Source organism: Stenotrophomonas sp. Steno-C17 (assembly GCF_056393165.1).
In genome coordinates this window covers 34518-58304 of the sequence record NZ_JBWJPD010000016.1, presented here as the reverse complement: position 1 = coordinate 58304, position 23787 = coordinate 34518, and the positions used below count along the sequence as shown (strand labels likewise).

Here is a 23787-nt window from a genome sequence, read left to right as displayed (position 1 = left end):
CGGAGCTAGCCCGGCGACTAACGCTAGAGCTGAGGCCCCAGATAGCCTTACGGGCTCAGGAACTGGGTCCCATCGTGGTGTCCGAACCACGCTAGTCACCGGGCTTCTGCAGAGTGCCTGAATCAACGACCAGGCGATCAGGGGTTCGTCTAGCTCTATTCGATACCCCTTTACACCCCAGTCCACAACAGCAATACCAAAGTCAAAGATCTCATGGGCGATCAAGCGAGCACTTCTATAAGGAAGCCCAAGACAGAACATCTTGTCTGCAACGATGAAATGACGCTCACCGCTTATGAGCGCACTAGTCAAAACGCCCTGAGCGACAGGGCTCAGTAGCGCGCGGTTCATCTCGCTAATCCGGCTGATCCATCAGAATTCGAGCCGCCTGCCTGCGCGTTCGCTTAATATACTCATCTGTGAGATCCGGAAACAATTGCGAAAAACCTAGATCTCTCATGTAGAACATCGCGCCGACTTGGGCAAGCGTAGGTATAGGGTGATCAGGAGGCGCAAGTAGCCCGGACTCCAGCGTTGTCCGGATCGACTGGAGCAGTAGACCCTCTGCTTTAATGCGCGCTCGGCCCGGCACGAACTGTGATTCGAAGGCAAATCGACTTGCCTGCACCGCGGCCAACCTGGGTGTACGGATCAGAGAGACTGCGGAAACCTGATATTTACAAGCAGTACCTACGATGTTGGCTATCGTCGGAATATTCCAGTGGGGAATTGTTGGTGCTAACTCCAAGTAAGCTCCTTCTTCTGGCCAGTCCTCGTGATCCAACGCCCCGTAGAACTCTGCCAGGCAACTCGCATTGGTTCGCGTAAGATCGCCAGCCGAGATCGCACCAACTATCTCTTGCACTTCAGCTTCGCCAAAAAAAGGCCTGAACTCAGGGCGAACCAGTCGATCAGGGCCAATCAGGCTAGCTTTGCAACGAATGCATTGATCCAGTTGTCCCTTATTGCAGCCGTGACCTCTCGAGTAAACAATCTGAGATTGAGTGCACCGTGGGCAGGTCGTCCTGAGCAGGACTTTGTGAAAGGGGCATCGGATCATAAATCGCGATGTCCATATCAAGCGGTCGAACGCCGGGCGCATATTTTTGCGGTCCTCGACAAAGCACTGCTCGCACCATGCTCGTGCAGTTCTCAGTGACGTGTTGCGAGGACTACATCCATCAGATGATAGCGGAAGAAATGTCAGACGAGTCAAGCCAGGACTACCGCTTAGCTCCGCGAGAAGATCGAGCTCCGAGCGTACGTCAGATGGCGGTCGAGGTGCACAGCGGGCACGCGCGGGCTCGGCAGCTTCATCGTGCGCGCGTACCCGTCTGACAATCCCTAACAGCTGACGGGGTGTTAGGCCGTTACTTGCGGCTAAACGTGATTGAAACGAAGACAGGGACTCAACCTCATCTGTTCCGAGCCCGATCGGATCTAATTTCAGAAGAAAAGTAGTCATTGCGCGCTAGGGTAGCGATCAGGATTGCGCTGGAATGGCCTCCCCTTCTTGGGCTTAGGTGGCGCCTTCGTGGACTTGGGTGGCATCTTGCCAGGAGCGCCAATTAACGTAAGCTCGCCCTCTGCATCTGCTTTCCATTCCACCTGCTGAAGCCGATCCATCCCATCTGCGATGTCCTTTCGCTGCACCTCCCACTGCAGCTTGGTGGGACGGCGCTCAGCGAGAGACGTCTTATCAAACGGAATTCCGTGAGCTGCACACCAGGACAAACAGTCTTTGAGCCTGCGTTCAAGAACACCAACGCATCCGTTCGACTCCTCAATCAGCATGCTCGCCGAATCGATAAGGATCTTTCCCAAGCCGAACAGTTTGGGGCTCTTTGACATCGTCTTGAGAATTCGCTCCCACTCGCCTAAACCTGTCGTCAGATCATACGGAGCCAAGTGGAGCACGACTGTTCGCATGGCCAAGTGCGAACGTATAGAAAGTGCAGGCTCAAGTAGGTCATAGCCTCCGCACACTACAAGGTTCCTGTCAGGCCCTGCCAAATTCTTGAGAGACTCCATCAGTGTTGCGGCGAACTTTGGGTCTTTGGTGCGAGTGATAGCCTGGCCTTCATCAATCAAGACGTACCGAACCCCTCGGCGGGACACGAGCTCTGTCAAATTCCCAAGTAAAACGTCCTCACTGTGGCTCCTTGGCGTGGGGTAGAAGCCTGCTCGCTCTATGCGCGCAGGGTCGAACAGCGGGTGTCCTCCATCTTCAAGAAGCGCACGGATCAACTGCTTCGGCGTCATTCGGGAATCCTGCGAGGGGTTTGCCCTTGCGCCAATGATGGGGATATGGCCTATCTCTACGTGTGTGTAGAGCGTATCCCTAAGATGCCGTGCGAGAAGCCCCAGTAGCTGAGACTTGCCGTTGTTGGAAGGTCCTACTATCAGAATGATGTCGCCGCCGTTGCTGAGCCCGGTAAAGGCCTTCAGATATCGCCAAAGGATTGAAAAGTTCTGATGCATGATAGGGGCGACCGTGAAAGCCGGAGCCATATTCTCAAGCTCGGAGACAAATCTGGTCATGGGACACGCAATCACTGGGCACCGCCTTCATAGATATCAAGTTCACTAACGTCTTCCCAGTCAGTACTGATACTTCCCTCCGGAGGTCCCGCAGCTGTGTCATCATGCGGCGCGCTTGGGTCCACCTGCTCAGAATCGCTGTTCCGACCACCTTCTTCCGTCGACATCGCGAGTTCTGCCTGATATTCACCAGCGAGCACAGGCCTTGGTTGAGTCTGACTGGATGCGGCAATGGACGATGCTTCGTCGGTGGCTCGCCTTGCGCGACGTGAAATCTCGATTGCTTCGTGCAGCGGCAATAGACTGGCTGTCGTGCCCCTGGCTTCGTGGTCGTGCGCAGCTTCCATCAAGATGGACTCGACACTTCTACCCGCAGAGGCAAGGCCCTCACGACAGATTGCCGTGTGCCACTGGCCGTCCAAAAAGAAGTACATCACCGATCCACCGGACTCCGGGTCAAGTCGAGGGTGCAGCGCGCTAACCTTTATCGACTTCCCGATCAATACAGGAGAGTAGTACCGCCGATCTTCCCAACGGATAGCGCCTCTGGTCTCCGTCTTGCCCTTAATCTGCTTCATGAAGGGCGACGTGTAGACGTAGAACCTGAAGTCGAGATCACAAGGAACGCCTTGAGCACCGAAGAGCTCTTCCGAGCGCAGCCGCAGGGCAATCCGGTCAACTCCTTCATCTCCATAGGCTGAGCCATCATTGATCCCGGCCATTGCAATGTTGAGATCAATCATCAGATCACGGAGCTTGCGCTTAGGGAGGTTCTTAGGTTGATGACTTGCGGAGGTGCCGCGCATGGTCTTGACGGCTGGAATGTAGCCGGCAGCACCCTTTACCGCAGTCTCCTGAATGGTCCAGTGATAGCGCTCGATCTCACTTCCCGCTTTAGCTTTTGCAGGCGGGCGCCTGATCAAGGACACTCCGAGTTCCGCTGCCGCGATGCAGAATTGCTTGCTCAAGAAGTCAGAGCCGCAGTCGTGGTAGATGTAGCGACTGAGATACCCATGCTTCCGAACACACTGACGCATCAGAAGACCGAGTGTCGCCGCGCTAGGAGACTCGAATCTGATGACGGCCGCGAGTATCTCTTTGTGTTTGTGGCACACAAAACTACTGAGTTGAGGGGAACGCTCAGACTCCTCACAAAGTACCGGCAGATGGCAATGGTCGCTGTGTGACACCTGGAATGGGAGGGTACACAGCGGCTTCTGGACTGACGGATCACCATAGGCAGAGTCTGCGTTTGCCCTGCGCTTGCCACCGATCCCATAGGCGTCCTTTGCGTTGTGGCGTCGACTGTTCCAGAGTCCGTAATAGGTAGAGAGGCCAACAAGCTTGAGCGCACGCCCATCACTCACGGCTTGGGCGACATCGAGCTTGTAACTGGCATAGGACTGCTGAACAGAGTCATGGTGTGGGCTACCTCGATCAGTCCTGATCCTCGCACCTGCAAACTCGATGTCATCGCTAGTGAAAGTCGGCTTCCTGCCGCACTTATCCCAATTTGGGTACAGGCCACGAATGCCGTGCGTCATGTAGAGCTTCTTAATCCGCTGTTCGGTACGCTTTCCGAACTTGCTGACGCCGCTGAACTCCGCAGGATCCATCCCCGTCGCGATCGCGTAGCGGATGCCGACGAGTGGTAGATGCTTTGGATCGCAGGTGACCCACGAAACATCGGCGCCGCGAACTGCTGCGGCTGCCAACGCTTCAACAGCCCTTCCTACATTGCAGGCGTCGGCCGGTGTGATGCAAATGCACGTGTTCTCGGGGTCCCACAGGCTGCAACGCTGGAGATCGACGAATACATGGCCATCGCAGATCGCTCGGAGAATCTCAGTTCCAGTTTCCAAGTGCAGCTTGTCGACAATTGTTGCCAAGCTTGTCGGTTGCTTCTTGGCGACAAATTTCTTAATTGCGGAGAGCGTCCCTTCGTCGCGCTCCGAATTGGATATTTCTTGGCTTGCAAGTAGCCTTAGATTCTCCGAATAGATCCACGAGATAGTCTCTGCCGGCACAACCTGGTGAACAATGCCAAGCTCACCAAAGTACTTGTGGGGCGGCTTATACGTAAATTGACCACTCTCATATGCCCAGAGGTGAGGACTTTCCTTCTGTAAGGCAGTCAGCGCTTCTAGTGGCTTCACTTCATACACAACTACTTTGTCGCGATGGATGACGAGGTAGTCAGGCGTGTGTTGATAGCTGTGGAGGCGGCCAGCCGGGTTCCGCCACGGCGCGAAGACCGTGGTAGGCTGGTCGATCAGAAACAGCGTGGACGGGTGAGCGCTTACGCATATAGCGAAATCGTGCTCAGAGCTCGACTCAAACTGTATCGTCGCCGCCCTGGGATCTACCCGAAAGCCACTCTGCACGAAGCTCTGAATCTCTCCAACGCGGCTCCGCTGATGTGCACCGCCAACCTTTCTGGCGGGAGGACTATTGAGCGCTTGAATGACATAGCAGATGCCTTCCTCCGGTAACCCTAAGGAACGAAGGTGTGCGACCGTGTCTTCCAAACTAAGGAAGTTTGCAAGGTCGCTTTTCGTCCGGGGGCGGCAGCCCGCAGACCAGGAAGCCTCCGCGCACGACTTAAGATCGTCCGCGCAGATAACTTTGGCAGCATGTTCCACGCCTGATGAATCCGGCGGCTGCACCGAATTTGGCAATCTGGCCATAATTTGGGCAAAAAGATAGGCCTCCCCGCTTTGACGGGGCCCCACGAGGTGGTATCGTAGGGACGTCTGGCGTTCAAATCAGACATACCCTAGCGGTTCCCGAGGCCCGTGCTTCCGCAAGCACGGGCCTCGTTTTATGGGCTGGCAACTTAGTGCGCTTGCTCCTTATCGTTTGCTTTTGCGTTCAGGTTATCTGGGCGCTTGTACTGCTCAAACAACCAATCGGCCAGGTCACCCGATCGAATGACGCGAGTGCGTCTTCCTGGAAGCAACACAGCTGGAACGCCCAGTCGGTCATTGGCAGCGGCTCTACGAGCTGCCCCGTAGGTTCGAAAGCCCATGACCTGCCATGCTTCCGTGATCGGAACGAACAAGCCGTGCTCATTCGTGATCCGCTCAGTGAGTTCGCTTGGCGAACGGGACTGAAGGACATGGTGCTGGATGGCAAGGGGATTCATCCCCGAAACGCTAAACCATTTCTTCTGATACGCAAACACCCCTCGCCAATGCTATTGATGCGCGAACGTGGCGATTGAGCGACAAACTTTCGAGAAGCCTTGATGCCAAAGGATTTGCACGATTTTCTCTCGCGATTCACGATTGGCGCGGAGATGGCGCCAAGTGAATGAACTTAAATCTACTGCCATTGAATTGCGCAAGCTAGTCCAGACTGCCGTGTAGGAAGCATGTGCATGGAAGCAACTCAACCCAAGCGATGTGTGCCTCAATTGCGGCAAGTTTCCTATAATTTATGATAGATCGCTTGATCGCGTCCGCATGCGGACGATCGTGCTTCCTGTCTCATCAGCGCGCCTGGTGTCACGGACGGAGATCTGTCAAGCCGCCCTCCGTGGTGGTGCGGATGAGCCCGCCGGCAGCGAGCCAGCCGGCAGTGTAGGGATGCAATTATTAGATGCGTCGAAAACTTCTGAGCCGTTGTGATTATTATCAGGCAGTGCCAATCACGTCGAGCTTACTAGGGGGTCGATAATGATCAAGCATCCGGAATGACTGGCCTTATATTGACTATTAGGTCTAGATGCTTAAGGAGTTGCCGTGCGTGCCATCGCGAACTGCCTTGCCCGATACGGGATTCATGATTAATCCGGATAGACAATTAGGTTGATGCAGATCTGGCAGAAATGAGCCGGCTATCACATCTAAAGCACGGCTACGAAATTTGTTCGTAGTGTGGGTTCCCCCAACATCGTTTCACAATTGGCTCGGCGATTGGGTTGCATAATGGGCTGCAAACTATTTATTTTATTAACTTAGCGGGTAGTCCATCGAATCATGGGCAGGGCCGGGGATCCAAAGATCTGACTTTTCAATCAACGCATCTAAATTGGAGGTAAATGCCGCCGACAGGTGCTGATCTCGCTAGCGCTCTGTGATGGACCTGCGGCATGCCGCCATGAGCGTCACGACAACGGTGTGGCCCCGGAAGAGCTCAGTCAATCTTTGCTCAGGCCACCGTCGATCTTGCTGTGCCACTACACTGTATCCATTGGCCGTATGCGACGGTAGCCGCGCTTGGCCAGCCTGATTCTTCTGTAGTCACTGAGCCTGGTGCTAGCCTCCGCCATGGATGCCTGATAGTGATCAGATCCCAGAGGCTGGCAGTCTGTCCACGGTGTCGCGCCGAAAAATCTAACACCTTCAAGAATCAACTCAGGCCTCTCCAGGTAGTCGATATGTCCGGTAGCTACACATCCAGCTCCCAATTCCCTCTTCAGCGAATCGAGGTTGTGGCCATATCCCTCGTGGTTTCCTGGAACATAGATGACCGGTAGGCCTGAGAACGCCTCATGTGCCCATGCCACTGCGCGAACGCCGACCTCTATGTCGCCCGCGAGCACAATGATGTCAGGCTGCGATACGCGGAGATCGGCTGCATCGTCTCCAGTCCAGCCTTGGCGGAGGCATTGGCATTGTGCCAAACCTCGCTATGCAGATCCGAGAGGACCAGCAAGCGCATGGCTACCTAGGATCAATAGCAATTGGCGAACAGCCACTTCCACTGAGAACCGCAACGCGTTCAACCAACTGCCGGTACGCAACGCTCAACCCATCGTCCTTCGACGAGTAGGGGGACCCGAACAGAGAGATCTCAACCCAAAGATGCTCCTGCCCCGGCTTCACATACGGACCGTGATCGTCAAGCAGCAATGCCTCACCCAGACGAGGCGAAACGAAGGAGAGGTCCTTGGTGTGGCCTGACCAAGATACATAGACGAGGTCGGCAAACCACTCTGGAGCCGTGGCTTCGTATACCAACAGTTTGGCAATGCTTCTAACCCTGGCTTCGGGTACCGTGGTGAAGAACACAAGGTGATCAAAGTGAGACCGAACAGCGTTCAAGAACGCATGCAGACCAGGCCTCGGAATCTGACTGATTGCATTGGAGATGAGCGTCCCTTCCAGGTCCAATGCCAGGATGGTGGGCTTCATACGTGGCCTCCGCTTTCACTCGGAGTCCATACCTTGCACCGCTGCTGGGCACCTGTCTACCGCGTGAGCCTACTGGTACGTCCGCGCCAAGAACGTAAGGCGCCTGGAAGCCCCTACCCACGACGGGTGAGGGCATTGGTAGGGGCTGTTGCGCCAGATTTCTTGGCCGACGAACTTGGAAACGGTTGTGCGGCCTAAATGTAGCAGCAGAGCCGACAGCAAAGCCTACTTCAGGTTCTTGTCAGCGCTAAGGGACGTGGTGGCTGGAGGTGCAAAGAGCATCTCTAGCACTTGCGCTCTGACCGCATCATCGGCCCTCTCCTGATTCGCCGCAGCCTCAAGCAGTTGCAGGAGCTGTTCCAACTCAGCTGTCATCCCCTCGTGATCCGCACCATCGGTAGCTGCAAATTCCTTCCAGCGAAAGAGCAAAGTTCCAATAGCCCTTTCGTGCGTGCTACCGATTGACTTCAACCTGACACTATTAATAGCAGCAGCTAGCCGCTTTTTTAGATCAGCCACGGTCTTCCTCCTCTAAGCTATGCATCGAGTGCAACTGCAAGCCAATCTCCGTCGAGACTACGCGATGCATAGTGAATCGAATTGCTCACGCGCTATCGCAAATAAAGCGATTGGCCCGCTCCAAGAGTGATCTTCCACTGGAGGAGCTTGGTGCGTAAGTCCGGCCTCCGTGAAGGCTACTGGCCGTCAATGATCGGCTTCAACTCGTCAATCAAAGCGCGCGCCTCACCTACTGTGGTTGTAGTGAGGGCTCTCTCTAGGTAGTCGCCGCTTAGAAGGTTCCGGCCGCAGTAGATCCCTACGGCCGTAACCAGTGCAGCGTGCGCTGTCGCGGATAGCTTGTCTGTAGTCACGCCATCAAACTCTGCTTGATTAGCGACCCAGCGGCCATCCTCGTTGGTTGCTATCGCCAAGGCTCTGCCAACGAACCCTTCGTCCTTAATCATGCGTTCCATAAGAGCTCCAAAAGCAATTACGTTCCGAATAGGTGTCACGCGTGGGCCAGAAAGCCGGATTGCAGTGCTGGCATCAGGTCGCTGCAAGCGACTACTGCCCACCCCCGATAGTAAGGTTTCATCGAATTCATCGCCACCTAGAAGGGGACGGTTCTCGTACATCAACCGCTGCTTCAGAGAAGGCCAGTCGTGTATCAAACCATCGAAATGGGATTAGGGATCAATCAAAAAAATATTTCCCATTGACACCTGAAGAGAGGCGTGCGCTAGCGTTCTCTCAATCTCGATGTGTGAACATTAGCCCGTGCCGCTCATGTCATTCTGCCCATATGGCACGCAACCCATGATTCGCTTCGCTGAGGGCTGCACCGGGCATCCAACAGTCGAGGTTCATAGAACGCCAAACTTAGGCCGCATCGCCTTGGCTAAGGTCAATGCCGGAGGTTTGCAGAGCGCCACGGGTCACGGGCCGGGACAGTGGCTCGGGGTTAGGATCTGGCGAGTACGAACGCGCTCTCAGCAGTCAGCTCTTCTCGTGGTTGGCTAGCGCAACACGATGACGGGTCTCACCTGCATAGCTCCTGGCACGATCGACATCGGCCTTCATCCCAATGATCACCTGCTCGGCATCTGGATCTTTGAAAGCCCTTTCAACAGTCCGTACCACCCCAAAGAGATTCCATGCCGCCACAAGCACTAGATCTTGATATGGCTCATCGATGAAGGCATCACCGTGCGCTTTTCTCCTACCGGAAGCCCCGAACCAGTGAGGGTTCTTCATGAAGGAGGGTACGGTCCCAGGTCCCAAGCTCACCAGGTAGCCGTGGACCAGACTATTGCGGTATTCATGGAGATCTCGCGCAGCGCAGGCAGCCACAGCAAGTACAGCGTTGCAGTCGTCGCTGAACTTGGGGCTACCGGCACCTAGCATTTCAAACTGCTGGCTAGCGTTCATCGTTTCTGTAAATGGCCGCTTGCCCTCCATAGGCACGCCGCTCAAGGACCACAGTGCGCGCTCAAGGGTAGTCTCAAACAGACCATAAGCCGTGACAAATGCGCCAATCATGACCAAGTGATGCGGCATCAGCCCCATCGCCATCAGGCGAGTCTGGATCGCTCGAGAGCTTGATACATAGTCGTATGCCATTGGAGGTGCATCTCCTAACTCTTAGCATCCATCCGGCAGCATCTCTGGCTGCCGTCGAGTTGAAAGTTGAGGCCTGCGCTGATGCAGGTGTGACCAGCGCAAGCAAAGCAATGGCCTTAGTAACGAACAGCCGGACAACGCCTGCTCAGGCATCTGACCTACCAACTGTGGCAAACGATCTCAACGCGGCCTCAGCCCTTGTCACCGCTTCAGATAGCTCGTGCACGACGTTGTCGAACTCGGGATCAGTGGCCCAAACGCGATCCTCAGCTTGAGCCAATCTATCTCGAGAGCCTTCGTAAGCTTTGATCTGGTCGTCGCTTGGGTACCTGTCGAGAAGGTGCGCACGGTGAAGCATGATCTTCTTCAGGCGACCAGCCGCGGCTGCTTCATTGCGCACCCCGCGGAGCACTTTCAGGATCTCTTCTATGGCGTCCTGCGCCTCCTTTCCGAGGGCTGCACGGACTCTAAAGCGAAGGGCCGCCAACTGTGATGCAACTTCTGCATGTTGCTGGTAGCGAATCTCGACCACCCCGTACTCCTTTCGAAGATCAAAATCCTCTTCGCTCTCTTCCTCCCCACGATGAACCGACTTCATTTCGCCAGCCAAAGCAAAGGGCTGGCGCATGTGTCCAATCGCGTCCACCACCCGGTAAACCAAACTCAAAGCGTCCTCAGCAAGGGCTTGGCTCCGTGTGCCACGCAACTGCTGCTTCCAAGTGCTAAGTCCCAAGCCGCCAACAACCGCAACTGCTATCGCCCCAAGACCCTGGGTCACGGCGCCAAATACCGCGGCCGCAGCCGGCCAATCGACTTCAAGTGCCAAGCAATTCATGGTGACCCCCACGGCAAGAAGACGCGAACATTGACACGTTGGGACATCACCCTCGCTCGCGCTGTCGACAATGCCGCCTCTAGCGCGACAACATCAGTTTCTCCACGATTGGCTCTTTCATTCTCATTGATCACACCATGGAGCTGTGCGCGGATATCGATCGACGCCGCAACTTGCCGTTCAGCTGCCAGATCGTCTGCCGCCCGGTCCATCGCCTTGCGATCAAAGCCACGTATCACGACGCCATCGGCTTCTTGCATGTACTCAACCTGCTTGAGGGCACGCTCCGCGTCCCGTAGCAGTGAGTTGAACCTGGCGGTGCGGGTGACGACGAGACCAGAGGAGTACCCCGACAGCACGCCGGTAATCAGTCCCGTCAACAGGCCGACGACTATGTTCTCCAGCATTCACTCCCCCAATGAATTTCTTGATGAAAGGCCGAAAGCTACCGTCTGAGGACACTAGCAAACATGGATAATTGTCGACAACCAAGGAGTTGGCATGACAATTGAAGCTGTTGCTAGTAGCCCTGATCTGCAAATCAAACTCTTTACGGCAGCCGGGCAAATTCTGGTCGCTGCGGCCGTAGGCGTCATTGCCCTGCGACAATGGCTAACCGCCAGAAACAAGCTGAAGGCGGACCTCTTCGACAGACGATTCGCTCTTGTGAAGGAGTTGAGACGCAGGGTAAATACAGTCAGAGCAGGTCAGGTCAAAGCAGAGGACTTCTTGACGCTCCCCGATCTGGCCAGGGAAGCGGGATTTCTATTCAACAAGAAGGTTAGGCGGACTTCAGAGCTGCTGGTGGAAAACCTCACTGACTATCATCGCCAACAGGTCCTGCTGAGTGAAGCGCACGCCACGCTGGTTCAGGAACGTCAGTCTTTGCTCAATCTCATGAATGATTCGCAGGAGGAGCGCATCGCTGCCCACGAGCAGATGGAAAAGCGCATTGCGAATACGATCGCGCTGATCGGAGAGCTGGGGACTGCGACGAAAGACCGACGCAGTACAGTTTCCGGACTTCTCAACGATCTGGAGAGCATGACTTCGAACTTCTTGACGCTCAAGCATTAGCGCGTGTTTAGCCTACGCGAAGAAGATTCGGAAGCTGCACGTTGGACTATGCGCTAACCATTTGGCCTGCATCAAGCCTGCAAGAACCTGCCCCATAGCTGCTTTGTTCCGCGACCTAAGGCACTCGGGACGCAGAAGGCCACAAGCCAGGTCTCAAAGCATACCGCGGCTTAGTCGTGCGATCGGTATGACAGAGAACCTGGCTTTCGTCCCACAGGGCTGCTCAGCGACAGCGTGCAGGCCGGGCGAGGCGGCAGGGGATCTAAGAGCAGTCTCCTGGGGCTCGATGCTCAAGGCTGTTCATGCTGCCTCCTTCCGTACGGAGGGCATCCCAGGATCTGTCGCATGGCTTGTCTTCCTGTCGCGAGCTGTCGCTTTGAGGCGACTGATCACGCCGGAAGCGATCGAGAAGGCAATGACAGTGTATCCGAGCAACTCAGTGGTCTCCTCAATCGCATTCTTAACCGATCTAACGTATCCATCCTCCAGGAGATCAATCCAGATGTCTTGCATTCCCATAAGGCGGGAGTAGATCAGAAGAACCGCAAGCCCGGGCAGCACAAGTGCACCGCCATCTGTCCGCAGGAAGCGAAGGCCGCCGAGCGCAGTGCTTCGGGGGTCACTGGCGGCGTAGGTTAAAGCTGAGATGGAGAGTACAGCGACGATGTACTGCCACAGATGCGGAACCAGCTCATTGAGAAAAAAATCGCATTCGCGTACGAACATGCAGGCAAAGAATGCCGCCGCAAGCAGAGCAAATTTCTTGTCCTGCTGGTTCACCTTCGCAAGCACAGTTAGGGACGCAATGCTGATGCCAAGAAGGAGGAGCTGAGCGTTCTCCACTGCTCCCCCTTCGCCTACACCGTTCGCAAAGATCTGTACGTCCAATCTCAACATCAGGATAGGGAATGTCATGCAGACACCCAGCAAGAACAGAAGTGCAGCCTTGCGAAGGACCGCTCCCCAAGGAGATTCAGACTCACTGAAAGTATTCATCTTACCCAACACTTGCTCACCTATTTCACTTCTTGGATCAGACAGATCCGGGTTTATCTTGCTGAGATTACTGGTGCGTCATGGAGCGGGAGAGTGGTCCGGCGGACCTTCTTCACTGCTTGGGTGCGTCCGGCTTTGACACCCGGCGAGCTCAGCGGCCTCCAAGTCGCTCCAACTGACGCCGGCGACCTCCCCTCGATAGACCTCGTACTCCAACTCGGATTCAACGGGCTTTCTAGTGAGACCACGGCATCGAAAGCACATGAGAGGCGCCTCCCTTATTAGTCTTATGGATACGTATGAATTTCACGCACATGGATCTGGAAACCGACATAGCGGGTACAGCTGAAATCGAAGACTCTGCTCGAGGCAATCAAGAACATGAGCTCCGGTCTGTCCCCGGATACCTCACGTAGGAACGTCTCGATTCCCTCAACCATCTTGAGGTCGATCAACGACCGGCGATTCGCCGGGCACTCTGTCTTGAGCTGCTCGGTGCGGCGCCAAAGATCGCCGCCATACTCAAGGAACGGCCTCTGGCGAGACGTAATCAAGTCACCGACGAGCTTGGACATGAAATGAGGCGAGTACGCTTCCACGGGGCTGGCCAGGTACCAGTCAAATCGCTGCTCATCCTTCGCCACCCCGAGAAGCAAGTGCCCGCTTGATAGGATGATTTTGCGCTCAAAAGGCGCCAAGCCTGCACCCATTTCGTGTTCGGTCACTACCCTGACATAGCGCACATCATCATAGAATTGCCAGTAGCGGCGCTCGGGAGCGAAGAAGCTTGGTCGGATGGAGAGTTGATCTCCTTCCTTGAAGCTCACTTCCAGCGCACGATCTTCGTAGGATTCAGAGCGCTTCAACACATTCAGTTTCATGGCGATCACGGATACAGAAGATGGTCCCACTGGCCTTCCCGAACCGAGTGGGCAGCTAGAAAAAACGCAGTGGTCGAGTCGATGTGCTTCTTTAGTTCTGAGTCGATCCAAGGGGCCAACTCCTTCTTTCCTGGCCCCCTGCTCAGTCCTCCTCGGACCAGGCACATGAACTGGGACGCCGCCAGCTCCGGGCAATCCACACGCATGTATCCCCTTTTTCTGGCGTCTGCAATGGCTACTACAACCGCTGCCCGGTAGGGATCAAAAATCTCGCGCCAGATAGGGAATGGATCAACCTCAGCCTGCTGCATTGGCAGCGCCAACAGCCTGTTGATCGCCTGGAAATCACGACCGAGCTCAAGACGGGCCAATCGCCAGGCGATAGCACAGAACCGGATATCAACTCGCCATGAAGAGCCGGCGATGACGCTTGCTGGAGAAGGAAGTTTGGCAGCCAAGGTGCCAACCACGCTGTGGAACAATCCGAGCTTGTCCCCGAAGATTGCATACAGCGTCGCCTTGGTACATCCCGCGTGTGCAGCGATCTGGCGAACGGGGCTGCCATCGTAGCCTTGCCTTTCAAACAACTGGCGCGCGCTCTCCAGAATTGCCTTTCCCTTTGGAGAAAGGCTCTTCACATCGAGCTTGCTTAGCAAGCCAACGCCATCTCCACCAATGCCGCAAGATGGCCCGCGCTGTGTACTCATCTGGCGAACTCCACGTTGCGACGTCAGGACTAATGTGAGAGGAACAGGGGAAGGGGAACGGACTCAAGGAATGAACGCGTCGTACCCCCGAAGAGGATCTCCGACATCCTCGAGCGGCTGTATGCCCCAAGGACAATCAGATCGAAGTTGCCAGTCACCGCCCGATTCATGATTACGTCGACAACGGCCGAGCGACCAGCGCTAACGCGATTCACCTCGACGACCGCTCCGTGTCTAGCCAGATAGGTGGCGACGTCGGAGCCTGGCTCCTCTTCCAAAGCGAAGTTCGCCGAATCCGGATCAACAATGAGCAGCTCCACCTGGTCGGCGTGGGCAAGAATCGGCATGGCATCAGCAACAGATCGCCGAGCCGCTCGACTACCATTCCACGCAACAAGTACGCGACTTCCAATACTGCTGTTCTCTGCCTGGTTAGGAAGAAGGAGCAGTGGGGTCGAGTTGAGCGAGACGACACGATCCGAGTTCCAGGTCATCGGCGCCCCAAATGCCTTGGGGTGGCCAACCACAACGAGGTCCGTGTACAGCGTATGGAGCGTCGTCTCCTCTCTAGACTCACTGTATGGAATGAACCTAAGTTCCGACGTCACGGTGTGCGCCTCAGACTCCTTAGCTATCGCCCTTCCAGCGTGTGCGGCGTGGGTTGCTTCAAATGCTCTGCGAGCAAGGATCACGTCGGCCATCGCTGCACCTTTGCTGTAGCCGTCAGCAGCGTGGGCTTGGCTTTTCGGTGCACTGGTCACGCCGATAAGGTGTGCATCGTGCTTACCTGCCAGCTTAGCGGCCTGTGCCAGCACGCTCAGCCCTTTCTCGCTAAGGTCGAAGAAGACCGCGAGATCCCTGAAAGTCGGTACGATCATTGCGTCACCTCTTGGTTAGTTCGGCACGGCCTTCCGTTGGCGACATCGGGTTGTCCCGGCCGCCGCCCAGTACACGGTACAAGTCAACCGCATTGAGTCGCTCCTGCAGGCTGATCGTGATCAGGGCGCTCTCCGCAGCAAATAGAGTTCGCTGTGCGTCGAGTAGATCAATCTGAGTGGCTACTCCCGACGTATACAGATCCCCCATCGCGTCAAGGGATGCATTTGCCGCCTTTACTTGGCGCTTTCGAGACGCGACACGGTCACCGAGTACACTTCGGTCCACCAGCACATCCGATACCTCTCGGAAGGCTGTCTGCACCGTGCCCTCATAGCGAGCCAAAGCCATGTCGCGGCTCGCAGTGGTTGCTCGAAGTGACGCCCTCAGCCGGCCCCCGGAGAAGATAGGCAGCGTCACCTGAGGTATGAAGCTCCAGGACTTGCTGCCAGAGTCAAATAGCGAGCTCAGTTCCCCACTCTGACTCCCATAGGCCCCGGTCAGACTGATGGAAGGGAAGAACGCCGCGCGTGCTGCACCAATGTCGGCATTGGAAGCCAAGAGCTCATGTTCGCTGGCTTTCACGTCGGGCCGAGAGGCAAGCACTGCTGAACTCAAGTGGCCGATCGGCAGATCGTCCGCAAGAATCTGATCGATTGGCTCCGCGGTAAGATTGGCATCCAGGTTCGTCCCCACCAGAAGCTGTAGCCCATTCCTGGTCTGCTGTGCTGCGGCTTTCCACCGGAGGAGGTTGTCACCGATCTCCTCCAGCTCCGCAGCAGCCCGATTGATCTCCAAGGACGAGCTTATGCCTGCTGCTGCGAGCTCTTTCTGGAGTTCGTACGCGGCGACGCGGCTTGTATAGGTCTGATCCGCGAGTGCAAGTTGCTGCTGATCTGACGCGAGCTGCAGATAGCTACTGGCGATCTGCGAGATCAGTGCCAGTTCAACAGAGCGACGGGTCGCATCGCTCGCGAGGTAGCGTTCGAGTGCAGCGTCCTTAAGACTCCGAATGCGGCCAAATAGGTCGAGCTCCCATGAGGCTATCGAGACACCCGCGCCATAGGTCCGAGTCAAGCTGTTTGCTTCTGTCCCAAAGCTCGGTGCGCGCGCAGAGCTGCCTTGAGCGAAGAGATCCAGTTGCGGGTACAGCTCAGCACCTTGGATCCTGTACATCTCGCGTACTTTGACCATGTTGAGGCTAGCAGCACGCAGGTCGCGATTGTTTACTACCCCTGCACGAATCAGGCGACGCAGCTGATCACTGCGAACCAAGGTGTCAATGGAAAGTGCACCCTCGCGGCTCTCACCGTTACCTGCAAAGTTGATGAGCGCCGACGCCTCCGGTACCTCAATGCCAGGGACCGGCGGTGCCAAGCTGGTGCATGAGGCAGTAAGGGCTGCCAGGATGGCTAGAGCAAGATGCTTGGGCAATGTGTTCAACGTCTCTGACTCTGTTGTAGTCGTGGTGTCCCACGTAGCCCTGTTGCAATGTAGTAGCAGGGCACTGTTCAAATTGGAAATGGCTGGGGATGGTTCCGGTCATCCCCAGCACCGGCCCTGCTGATGCGGGACCTGTCGCCTATTGCAGACGACTGTCGCGCGGTAGGGGCCGCCGCGACGTTTGCCGGCCGGGCTCGGGGGCCGGCACCGAAACAGAACTAGTGGATAGCCTCTACGTCCTCGTCTTTTGACTGGGCCGCTGCTTGGCGTTGCTTCTTCTTGGTAAAGAAACTGGTAACGCTGACGTAGAACAGCGGAATGAAGAAGATGGCCACCAACGTCGATGTCACCATGCCGCCGATCACACCGGTACCAATTGCATGCTTGCTTCCCGAGCTTGCACCCGAGGAGATTGCCAGCGGGATCACACCCATGGTGAAGGCCAGCGAAGTCATGATGATTGGACGCAAACGAAGCCTGGACGCTTCAACTGCAGCTTGGATCAGCGTCTTCCCGCTGCGCTCATGCAGATCCTTCGCAAACTCAACGATAAGGATCGCGTTCTTCGCGCAGAGGCCGACTGTCGTAAGCAGGCCAATCTGGAAGAATGCATCGTTGTCCAGGCCCCGCATCAGTGTGGCGATCACTGTACCAATCACGCCGATGGGGATTACCAAGATCACCGAGAACGGGACCGTCCAGCTTTCATACAGCGCTGCCAGGCACAGGAAGACGGCGAGGATGGATAGCGCATAGAGAGCTGGAGCTTGGGAGCCAGACGCGCGCTCCTCGTAGGAGAGAGCCGTCCACGAGATCCCATATCCCTGCGGAAGCTTGCTGGCAATTTCCTCCACGGCTTTCATTGCATCGCCGGAGCTGTAGCCAGGCGCCGGCTCACCGAGAATCTCCACCGCTGGAACGCCGTTGTATCGCTCAAGCTTGGGGGAACCCATGATCCAACGGCCAGTGGCGAACGTGGCGAAGGACACCATTTCACCGTCCCGATTTCGGACAAACCACTTCGCAAAGTCATCCGGCGTAATGCGCGAGTTGGCCATTCCTTGGATGTAGACGCGTTTGACGCGGCCTCTGTCGATGAAGTCATTGATGTAGGACGAACCCCATGCTGCCGTCATCGTGGCGTTGATGTCAGAGAGTGAAACACCCATAACCCGAGCTTTCTCATCATCAATGTCGACTTGGTACTGGGGCTCGTCCACCTTGCCGTTGGCCCGGACCATGGTCAGCGCTGGCGATTCGGACGCAGCTTTCAGCAGCTGATCACGTGCGTCCATCAGGCCAGCATGGCCGGCACCGCTGATGTCCTGGAGGAAGAAGTCAAAGCCAGTAGCGTTGCCAAGCTCAACGATTGCGGGTGGTGCAAATGCAATGACCTGAGCACCAGTGATCGAGGAAAACCGCTCGTTTGCGCGCTGTTGAAGCTCGAATACCGTTCCCTTGCGCTCCTTCCACGGGCGTAGCTTCACAAACAGAAGGCCGGAGTTCTGCCCACGTCCACTGTAGCTAAAGCCGCTCGCACCAAAGACGGAGTCGACCACCTCTTTCTCGTCCACCAGGAGGTAATCGGTAACCTCCTTGAGCACGGCTTCTGTGCGCTCCGAGGAGCTGTTTGCTGGAAGCTCCAGCTGGACGGTCAGTGATCCCTGATCTTCGTCCGGCAAGAACGAGCTGGGCATCAGCGGGAACAGCGCCACCAGGCCAAGTACGATCGCCAAGAACACAACACCGTAACGGCGGCGGCGCGTTGTTACATGCGTCACGCCGCGCTCGTACCTACCGGCATTACGCTCAAAGGTCCGATTGAACCAGCCAAAGAAGCCCTTCTTTTCATGGTGGCCATGAATCGGCTTGAGGAGTGTCGCGCAGAGGGCGGGAGTAAAGATCAGCGCCACAATCACTGACAGCACCATGGCCGTAACGATCGTCAAGGAGAACTGTCGGTAGATGACACCGATGGAGCCGCCGAAGAAGGCCATCGGAACGAATACAGCGGAGAGCACCATGCCGATGCCAACCAGCGCGCCAGAAATCTGATCCATGGATTTCTTGGTGGCTTCTACTGGGTCCAAGCCCTCATCAACCATGATGCGCTCGACGTTCTCCACAACGACGATGGCGTCGTCCACGAGCAGGCCGATTGCCAAGACAAGGCCGAACAGCGTAAGGGTGTTAATGGTGAAACCCAGCGCCGACATCACGCCAAAGGTACCCAGCAAAACAACCGGCACTGCGAGGGTTGGGATCAGCGTTGCGCGGAAGTTCTGCAGGAACAGGTACATGATCAGGAAGACCAGGACGATCGCCTCCAGCAACGTATGCACCACGCCGCCGATGGACTCCGTGACCACAGGGGCCGCGTCGTACGGATAGACGATCTCAACACCTGCCGGAAGGGTAGGCTTAAGGTCATCCAGCGTCTTTCGCACAGCCCGAACCGCGTCGATGGTGTTGCCGCCGCTGACAAGGCGCAGGGCGATACCCGCGCTGGGCTTGCCATTGTGCTGGCCGCTGATTGCATAGCTTTCAGAGCCAAGCTCGACTTGGCCAACATCACGCACTCGCACCTGCGAGCCGTCATCGTTAACCTTCAGCAGGATGTTCTCGAACTGGCTGGGGTCTTGGAAGAGCGCCTTTCCCAGGACAGTTGCATTCAGGTCCACGCCATTGCCTGTGGGCCGGCCGCCCAGCTGGCCTGACGACACCTGAACGTTCTGTTCGCGAACCGCTTGCATGACGTCGCTGGGCATCAGCTTGAAGTTATTAAGCTTCGCTGGGTCCAGCCAAATGCGCATTGAATTCTGCGCAGCCATGACAAAGAAGTCGCCCACGCCAGGCGTACGGCTGAGCGGATCCTGCAGCTGAGAGACGACGATGTCGCCCAGCGCGTTCGTGTCCAGACTCCCGTCCTCGGAAACAAGCGCTGCAACGGCCATGAAGTTGACCTGGTACTTGACCACACGCAGGCCCAGCTGCTGGACGACCTGGGGAAGCATGGGAGTTGCCAGAGACAGCTTGTTCTGCACCTGCACCTGGGCAATGTCGGGATTGATGCCCTGATCGAAGGTCACCAGGATGGTGACCGTGCCGTCAGTATTGCTTTCAGATTTCAGGTATCGCAGGCCGTCCAGGCCAGACATCTGCTGCTCGATGACCTGCGTCACCGTGTCCTGAACGGTCTGTGCTGACGCGCCTGGGTAAGCGGCAATGATGCCGATGGTAGGTGGCGCGATAGATGGATACTGGTTTACGGGCAGGCTGACGACGGACAGCGCTCCCACCACCATGACAACAATTGCCAACACCCACGCGAAGATGGGGCGGTCGATAAAGTACCTGGACATGTGTTCTCTTAGTGGATTGCCGCGGGAGAGCCGGACGATTCAGCGGCCTTCTTATCGCCCTTTGCGACGACCTGTTGACCGATGGCGACCTTCTGAATCCCGTCCTCGATCAGACGATCACCGGGCTGGATGCCGGTGCTGATCAGCCAGCGATTGCCGACTGCCCGATCCACTACGACAGAGTGCTGCCGAACGATCTGCTTGTCGTCCACAGCCAGTACGTATGGACGCCCTTGGTTATCGCGGCTCACCGTGCGCTGTGGCACCAGCATTGCGCGTTCGTTGGTGCCTGCAGGCACCTTCGCCCGAACAAACATGCCCGGGAGCAAGGTCCCGTCTTTGTTGGGAAACACTGCGCGCAAGGTGACGGAGCCGGTACCTTGATCGACGCTTACTTCAGAGAACTTGAGAGTGCCCTTGTAGGGGTACTCTGCGCCATTCTCCAGAGTGAGAGACACTTCCGCACCGTTGCCCTCTTTGACCTGGAGCACGCCGGCAGCCGCATCGGCTTTCAGCTTCAGCACCGCAGTGGACGACTGGACGATGTCCACGTAGATCGGGTCCAACTGCTGGATCGTGGCCAGCTCAGTCGTCTGATTGGCAGATACCAGCGCACCCTGGGTAACTGAGGACCGACCAATGCGACCCGAGATCGGAGCAAGTATCCGGGTATAGCCCATGTCAATTCGGGCGCTCAGGGCGGCAGCCTTTGCCTCCTGGAATTGTGAGGTGGCATCGTCGCGTGACTGACGGCTGATGGCCTGGTTCTCCACAAGCATGTCGTACCGCTCCGAGCGCAGGCGAGCCGCGGACAGGGTCGCCTCAGCGCGGCTCAGGACAGCTTGATAGGGCGCGGCATCCACCTGATAGAGCGGCTGACCTTGTTCAACGTAGGAGCCTTCTTCGAAGAACCGCTTCTGAAGGATTCCGCCAATCTGAGGCCTGACTTCTGCCACCAAGTAGGGGGCGGTTCGGCCCGGAAGCTCGTCGGAGAGGGCGAGCGATTCAGTTCGAACGGTGTACAAACCTACTTCGGGTGCTTGGCTTGCCTGCTCGCCAGCGTCATTGGAACTGCAGCCGACTAACGCGCAGGAAAGGACAGTCATCGCGGCGGCGGCAGTGGCCACGCGTGCTCTTGAAAGGGTCATTTTGCTGTCTGAACGGAGGGGGGAGATGGCGTAGCGAATTAGGTAGGTTGACCGACCTAACTTTGACCGTGAGAGTCTATCTCACGGAAAGATAAACAGCGGCTGAACGAAGGGGTGGGCGCACCGCGGCGCTCGGTCATACTTTCGGGCTGCCCTGAGACAGACGCCTAACAAGGTGACGTAATGTCAGAGAACTCAGAAACTCCCACCGCCAAGCGTCGCAAAGCCCAGGTGGTCAGCGCTGCTGCCGAGTGCTTCCGCCGAGATGGCTTCCATCGCTCGAGCATGTCTCGCATCTCCGCTGCTGCAGGGATGAGCTCTGGGCATATCTATCACTACTTCGCTCGCAAAGAGGACATCGTCGAGGCGTTGGTTGCTCAAGAAGAAAGCGAGCTTGCCCTGCTGGTCCAAGACGTGGAGCGGGCCGCGGAGCACTCTGACGTAGTCAGCGCAATCTCGGACTTAGCCGAGCGCACTGCGGAGCGATATATGGATCGCGAGCATGCCGGATTGGCGATGGAGATTCTTGCCGAGTCGGTTCGCAACCCCGAAATTTCGAAGCTAATTGCTGAAAGCGACACAGACGTGCGCCGTTCCTTTGAAACCCTGCTCGGTGAGCGCACGCCGGAATCGGTGTCCCGCTGCGCTTTGGTTGCATCATTACTGGATGGGCTGTCTGTACGATCGATACGTCACCCAGGTGTGGCCGCGGACATTGACCGAGTCATGCTCGCCAAGGTCGTGCGATTCATGCTCACGGCATAAGCAAGCCCGCATCCAAGATCCAAGTTGCTTGAAAGGCAGGAACTCCTAAGCGCATTTCTGAAGAGTACGCGTGAGCTTGTCATCTGGCAGAGAATGTGAAAAGCAGCCGCAACGCCCCTACTACCGGCCGGTCTGCGCCGGCATATCTACGACGGTGAGCGAGCAATGATCTTTGTCGACGAAAGCATTCACTCTAACCTCGATCTCATCTGCGTGAGCTTCGTCTACTCGCCTGATGACCCAGGATCCGAAATCGATCGAGCGCTTAAGCACGCAGGGCTGGAGCCCGGGCTTGATGAGTACAAGAGTGGAGTGCAGATGTCCGGCAAGCCGCATCTGCATGCGTTGCGTGAGAGCATCGGGGACATCGCACTAGGGTGCCAATTTGCTGTTTACGTTGCACCGTTGTCAGAACTTAGCAGTTTGCAGACTTCGGTGGTGAAAATTGCCCTCGAAATCATCCAAGCCAATGCGCTGCCGACGCCTCAACATCTGTTCATTGACGAAGGGATGGTTGGTGGGTACAGCGCTGACGCAACGAGGCTGATCGTCCATCACGGGTGCGACTCAAAGCAAGTCCTTGGCGTGCAGCTTGCGGATTACATTGCGTACCACTGTGCGCTTCTTCTCAAGACGCATCTCACTGGAAATGTAAAAACAATCAAATTGGATGGCACGCCTCACCCGCTCGCAGGCGAAGAGGTGGCACTGGACTGGATGGTTCGAACTGACATGCGACGAAGCTTCTTCCACGAGCCGCGAGATTTTGAGTCAATTGAAGGAGATGACTTCTTCTTCAAAGTCTCAGGCTACGGCTTCTTCTCGTCCTCCAACTTGAACCCGGCAGTCCAAGATGCAGCCCAGCATACGTTCCAAGAGATGTACCTGGGTTGCGTCTGGTGATGTAGCAAGGAAGCTACAGCTAGGTGCCAGGAGGCGAAAGCCAAGCGGTCTAAGCATCAAGGGCGGCGACGTTCAATAGAATGGCCGAACCTCTGGGCATTTCATCACCGGCAGGAATGACGATGTCTCGGCCTACGGCATCCGGGGCATCGATCAGCGAAGTAGATTGGGCCCAAGATCCACTCCGGTACGTCAGCGTCGCACCGGACGGTCAAACTGGGCGTCCAAGCTCTTGCAGCCGCGTGAAACGCGACGGGCGGGATGAATCGGCTTGAGGAGACCCCTGCAGAGGTCTCCCCAAGCTCGATTGGTTCAGGATTTCGAGAATCGACCTGCAATCAGGCCAAGAATTGCCGTGAATGCAGGCCAAGCGAGCTTCGTGACTTCTGGTTCGCGATCAAACAAGATCACGTACAGAGATGCAGCCAAACCCATGACACAGGCTGCAGTAAAGATCACGAAGATGATCAAATCCTTGCGTCGACGATGGCTCGCATCCTCAAGGCATTCAACCTTTTCCACACTCAGCGACATCCGCTCAGGGATGCGATTCAAATCCAGATTGTTTTCTGACACGTTGGGGACTCCAAGGGGTTAGAGTCCGACAACCTCCCCATCTACGCGGCGGGTCTTAACATCGAAGAAGCCGAGCTTGCGCTCGCCACTCCTCGTGTTGTCACGAGCAGCTAGATAAAGGTGAAGAGCTTTTCTCAACGTCTCACTGGCAGACTGTTCAGTCTCCGCAGTGACCTGGTCAAGCGCCCTTTTCAAGTCATCGGACAGAACTATGTTCATACGAACGGACATGAGAGGACTCCGAGAATATTGAGATTATGATATGAGTGATTCAATCGGCTTAGAGAATCAGTAGATTAGATTTAATTAGATATGATCGAGAAATATATGAGATGCCGAGAAGATCAAATAGTCTGAGATGTTTGATATGAGTTGGAGGTGGTCGATGTCCAGTCGGCCACGGCGCAAGTATACGCAC

At 56.2% G+C, this 23787-nt stretch carries 20 protein-coding genes; 3 read left to right on the top strand and 17 right to left on the bottom strand.

From position 1 onward, the window contains the following. Nucleotides 1-355 precede the first annotated feature (355 nt). The 8 genes from AC06FA_RS14680 to AC06FA_RS14645 all read right to left on the bottom strand — a co-directional run bounded on the left by AC06FA_RS14680 (nt 356) and on the right by AC06FA_RS14645 (nt 11042). The gene (locus tag AC06FA_RS14680; RefSeq protein ID WP_478068954.1) at nt 356-1465 is read right to left on the bottom strand and encodes a TniQ family protein; all 1110 of its coding nucleotides are present in this window, start codon (nt 1463-1465) and stop codon (nt 356-358) included. Beyond that, nucleotides 1462-2541 carry an AAA family ATPase gene (locus tag AC06FA_RS14675; RefSeq protein WP_478068953.1) on the bottom strand — a complete coding sequence of 360 codons (1080 nt, stop codon included), beginning with the start codon at nt 2539-2541 and terminating at the stop codon, nt 1462-1464. Before AC06FA_RS14675 ends, AC06FA_RS14680 begins: the two co-directional genes overlap by 4 nt. 11 nt (nt 2542-2552) lie before the next feature. Next, on the bottom strand, nt 2553-5183 hold the full coding sequence (locus tag AC06FA_RS14670; RefSeq protein ID WP_478068952.1) for a Mu transposase C-terminal domain-containing protein: 2631 nt from the start codon (nt 5181-5183) through the stop codon (nt 2553-2555). A 2025-nt stretch (nt 5184-7208) separates the two neighbouring features. Beyond that, on the bottom strand, nt 7209-7679 hold the full coding sequence (locus AC06FA_RS14665; RefSeq protein WP_478068951.1) for an NIF family HAD-type phosphatase: 471 nt from the start codon (nt 7677-7679) through the stop codon (nt 7209-7211). Nucleotides 7680-8374: 695 nt separating this feature from the next. Then, the gene (locus tag AC06FA_RS14660; RefSeq protein WP_478068950.1) at nt 8375-8815 is read right to left on the bottom strand and encodes a hypothetical protein; all 441 of its coding nucleotides are present in this window, start codon (nt 8813-8815) and stop codon (nt 8375-8377) included. 361 nt (nt 8816-9176) lie between these two features. After that, nucleotides 9177-9800 (bottom strand): hypothetical protein, encoded by a 624-nt coding sequence (locus AC06FA_RS14655; protein WP_478068949.1) that lies wholly within the window; start codon nt 9798-9800, stop codon nt 9177-9179. Nucleotides 9801-9945: 145 nt separating this feature from the next. After that, complete coding sequence (locus AC06FA_RS14650; RefSeq protein WP_478068948.1) at nt 9946-10626, bottom strand: hypothetical protein; 681 nt, start codon at nt 10624-10626, stop codon at nt 9946-9948. 5 nt (nt 10627-10631) lie between these two features. After that, entirely contained in the window at nt 10632-11042 is a 411-nt protein-coding gene (locus tag AC06FA_RS14645) for a hypothetical protein (RefSeq protein WP_478068947.1), read from the bottom strand. A gap of 94 nt (nt 11043-11136) precedes the next feature. Here AC06FA_RS14645 and AC06FA_RS14640 point away from each other — a divergent pair, with 94 nt between their 5' ends. Next, entirely contained in the window at nt 11137-11712 is a 576-nt protein-coding gene (locus tag AC06FA_RS14640; RefSeq protein WP_478068946.1) for a hypothetical protein, read from the top strand. Nucleotides 11713-12012: 300 nt separating this feature from the next. On the opposite strand, the gene AC06FA_RS14635 is transcribed toward AC06FA_RS14640, so the two are convergent. The 7 genes from AC06FA_RS14635 to AC06FA_RS14605 form a co-directional block, all read right to left on the bottom strand. Then, complete coding sequence (locus tag AC06FA_RS14635) at nt 12013-12708, bottom strand: hypothetical protein (RefSeq protein ID WP_478068945.1); 696 nt, start codon at nt 12706-12708, stop codon at nt 12013-12015. A gap of 287 nt (nt 12709-12995) precedes the next feature. Beyond that, complete coding sequence (locus AC06FA_RS14630) at nt 12996-13589, bottom strand: hypothetical protein (protein WP_478068944.1); 594 nt, start codon at nt 13587-13589, stop codon at nt 12996-12998. Between the two features lie 5 nt (nt 13590-13594). Next, complete coding sequence (locus AC06FA_RS14625) at nt 13595-14296, bottom strand: TetR/AcrR family transcriptional regulator (protein WP_478068943.1); 702 nt, start codon at nt 14294-14296, stop codon at nt 13595-13597. Between the two features lie 29 nt (nt 14297-14325). Next, nucleotides 14326-15174 carry a universal stress protein gene (locus AC06FA_RS14620; protein WP_478068942.1) on the bottom strand — a complete coding sequence of 283 codons (849 nt, stop codon included), beginning with the start codon at nt 15172-15174 and terminating at the stop codon, nt 14326-14328. A 4-nt stretch (nt 15175-15178) separates the two neighbouring features. Beyond that, on the bottom strand, nt 15179-16615 hold the full coding sequence (locus AC06FA_RS14615; protein ID WP_478068941.1) for an efflux transporter outer membrane subunit: 1437 nt from the start codon (nt 16613-16615) through the stop codon (nt 15179-15181). A gap of 218 nt (nt 16616-16833) precedes the next feature. Beyond that, entirely contained in the window at nt 16834-19977 is a 3144-nt protein-coding gene (locus tag AC06FA_RS14610; protein WP_478068940.1) for an efflux RND transporter permease subunit, read from the bottom strand. 8 nt (nt 19978-19985) lie between these two features. Continuing rightward, nucleotides 19986-21104, bottom strand: a complete 1119-nt coding sequence (locus tag AC06FA_RS14605; RefSeq protein WP_478068939.1) for an efflux RND transporter periplasmic adaptor subunit — start codon at nt 21102-21104, stop codon at nt 19986-19988. A gap of 204 nt (nt 21105-21308) precedes the next feature. Here AC06FA_RS14605 and AC06FA_RS14600 point away from each other — a divergent pair, with 204 nt between their 5' ends. Together AC06FA_RS14600 and AC06FA_RS14595 are read left to right on the top strand one after the other, a co-directional pair. After that, nucleotides 21309-21890 carry a TetR/AcrR family transcriptional regulator gene (locus tag AC06FA_RS14600; RefSeq protein ID WP_478068938.1) on the top strand — a complete coding sequence of 194 codons (582 nt, stop codon included), beginning with the start codon at nt 21309-21311 and terminating at the stop codon, nt 21888-21890. Nucleotides 21891-22055: 165 nt separating this feature from the next. Next, nucleotides 22056-22793 (top strand): hypothetical protein, encoded by a 738-nt coding sequence (locus AC06FA_RS14595; RefSeq protein WP_478068937.1) that lies wholly within the window; start codon nt 22056-22058, stop codon nt 22791-22793. A gap of 312 nt (nt 22794-23105) precedes the next feature. Here the strand turns inward: AC06FA_RS14595 and AC06FA_RS14590 are convergent, their stop codons facing one another. Both AC06FA_RS14590 and AC06FA_RS14585 read right to left on the bottom strand, forming a co-directional pair. After that, nucleotides 23106-23369 carry a hypothetical protein gene (locus AC06FA_RS14590; RefSeq protein ID WP_200750964.1) on the bottom strand — a complete coding sequence of 88 codons (264 nt, stop codon included), beginning with the start codon at nt 23367-23369 and terminating at the stop codon, nt 23106-23108. Nucleotides 23370-23387: 18 nt separating this feature from the next. After that, nucleotides 23388-23588, bottom strand: coding sequence for a ribbon-helix-helix protein, CopG family (locus tag AC06FA_RS14585; RefSeq protein ID WP_478068985.1), 201 nt, complete (start codon nt 23586-23588; stop codon nt 23388-23390). Between the last annotated feature and the right edge of the window lie 199 nt (nt 23589-23787).

What these genes read in the sequence shown, in the direction of transcription:
- AC06FA_RS14680 (WP_478068954.1), bottom strand. Translation starts at nt 1,465, where the DNA reads ATGACTACTTTTCTTCTGAAATTAGATCCGATCGGGCTCGGAACAGAT.
- AC06FA_RS14675 (WP_478068953.1), bottom strand. Translation starts at nt 2,541, where the DNA reads ATGACCAGATTTGTCTCCGAGCTTGAGAATATGGCTCCGGCTTTCACG.
- AC06FA_RS14665 (WP_478068951.1), bottom strand. Translation starts at nt 7,679, where the DNA reads ATGAAGCCCACCATCCTGGCATTGGACCTGGAAGGGACGCTCATCTCC.
- AC06FA_RS14660 (WP_478068950.1), bottom strand. Translation starts at nt 8,815, where the DNA reads ATGTACGAGAACCGTCCCCTTCTAGGTGGCGATGAATTCGATGAAACC.
- AC06FA_RS14655 (WP_478068949.1), bottom strand. Translation starts at nt 9,800, where the DNA reads ATGGCATACGACTATGTATCAAGCTCTCGAGCGATCCAGACTCGCCTG.
- AC06FA_RS14645 (WP_478068947.1), bottom strand. Translation starts at nt 11,042, where the DNA reads ATGCTGGAGAACATAGTCGTCGGCCTGTTGACGGGACTGATTACCGGC.
- AC06FA_RS14640 (WP_478068946.1), top strand. Translation starts at nt 11,137, where the DNA reads ATGACAATTGAAGCTGTTGCTAGTAGCCCTGATCTGCAAATCAAACTC.
- AC06FA_RS14635 (WP_478068945.1), bottom strand. Translation starts at nt 12,708, where the DNA reads ATGAATACTTTCAGTGAGTCTGAATCTCCTTGGGGAGCGGTCCTTCGC.
- AC06FA_RS14630 (WP_478068944.1), bottom strand. Translation starts at nt 13,589, where the DNA reads ATGAAACTGAATGTGTTGAAGCGCTCTGAATCCTACGAAGATCGTGCG.
- AC06FA_RS14625 (WP_478068943.1), bottom strand. Translation starts at nt 14,296, where the DNA reads ATGAGTACACAGCGCGGGCCATCTTGCGGCATTGGTGGAGATGGCGTT.
- AC06FA_RS14620 (WP_478068942.1), bottom strand. Translation starts at nt 15,174, where the DNA reads ATGATCGTACCGACTTTCAGGGATCTCGCGGTCTTCTTCGACCTTAGC.
- AC06FA_RS14610 (WP_478068940.1), bottom strand. Translation starts at nt 19,977, where the DNA reads ATGTCCAGGTACTTTATCGACCGCCCCATCTTCGCGTGGGTGTTGGCA.
- AC06FA_RS14600 (WP_478068938.1), top strand. Translation starts at nt 21,309, where the DNA reads ATGTCAGAGAACTCAGAAACTCCCACCGCCAAGCGTCGCAAAGCCCAG.
- AC06FA_RS14595 (WP_478068937.1), top strand. Translation starts at nt 22,056, where the DNA reads ATGATCTTTGTCGACGAAAGCATTCACTCTAACCTCGATCTCATCTGC.
- AC06FA_RS14585 (WP_478068985.1), bottom strand. Translation starts at nt 23,588, where the DNA reads ATGAACATAGTTCTGTCCGATGACTTGAAAAGGGCGCTTGACCAGGTC.